The organism is Halorubrum sp. SP3 (genome assembly GCF_005435195.1).
In the GTDB taxonomy this organism is placed as follows: domain Archaea; phylum Halobacteriota; class Halobacteria; order Halobacteriales; family Haloferacaceae; genus Halorubrum; species Halorubrum sodomense.
The window spans coordinates 1-544 of the sequence record NZ_SGTU01000097.1; the positions used below are offsets into that span (position 1 = coordinate 1).

1 protein-coding gene is annotated in these 544 nt (G+C 56.1%); it reads left to right on the top strand.

The genetic code is table 11. The features are described 5' to 3' along the window. The first annotated feature begins 126 nt into the window (after positions 1–126). Positions 127–402, top strand: a complete 276-nt coding sequence (locus EXE42_RS15550; RefSeq protein ID WP_137694990.1) for a hypothetical protein — start codon at positions 127–129, stop codon at positions 400–402. Positions 403–544: the final 142 nt, after the last annotated feature.

A 544-nucleotide genomic window follows, 5' to 3' on the forward strand; every position in this document is an offset into this window, starting at 1 on the left:
GTGTCATCGGACGACGACCACGAAGATCACCGTCCACCTCGACGGCGACTTCACAATCGAGTGTGAAGCGTGTGGGGCGACAGCTATCGGACACAAACTCAACCAGTCCGACAGAACCTACGAATAATGCCGTGTAGCCACCACGATTCCGAGTGGAAGACTGTCGGTAGGTACTACGAGGTTCGTGACGAGACAGGGACGAAAGACGTACGCTATGTCCCCGAAGACGACTTTGACAGCGTCGAGATGACCTTCGATGAGGATGGTCGCCCCACCGAGGTCACGATCGACGGGGAGACGTTTTTCGACGGCCCACCGACAGAGTTTGCGTGGCTGAAGATCCGCAACCACGTCTACGACGTGTGTCCCGACTGCGCGTACACTCGTCAGGTGAATCCATGAGCGACATACCAGACCTCGCGAAAACGGCGCAACTCAAAGGCGTCAACGACCTCATAGAACGACAACGCGAGCGGATCATCGAAGAAGCAAACGACCAGCTCGAACGGTACATCCGAAAAGCGATTGCCGAAATCAACTGGGA

What these genes read in the sequence shown, in the direction of transcription:
- EXE42_RS15550 (WP_137694990.1), top strand. Translation starts at nt 127, where the DNA reads ATGCCGTGTAGCCACCACGATTCCGAGTGGAAGACTGTCGGTAGGTAC.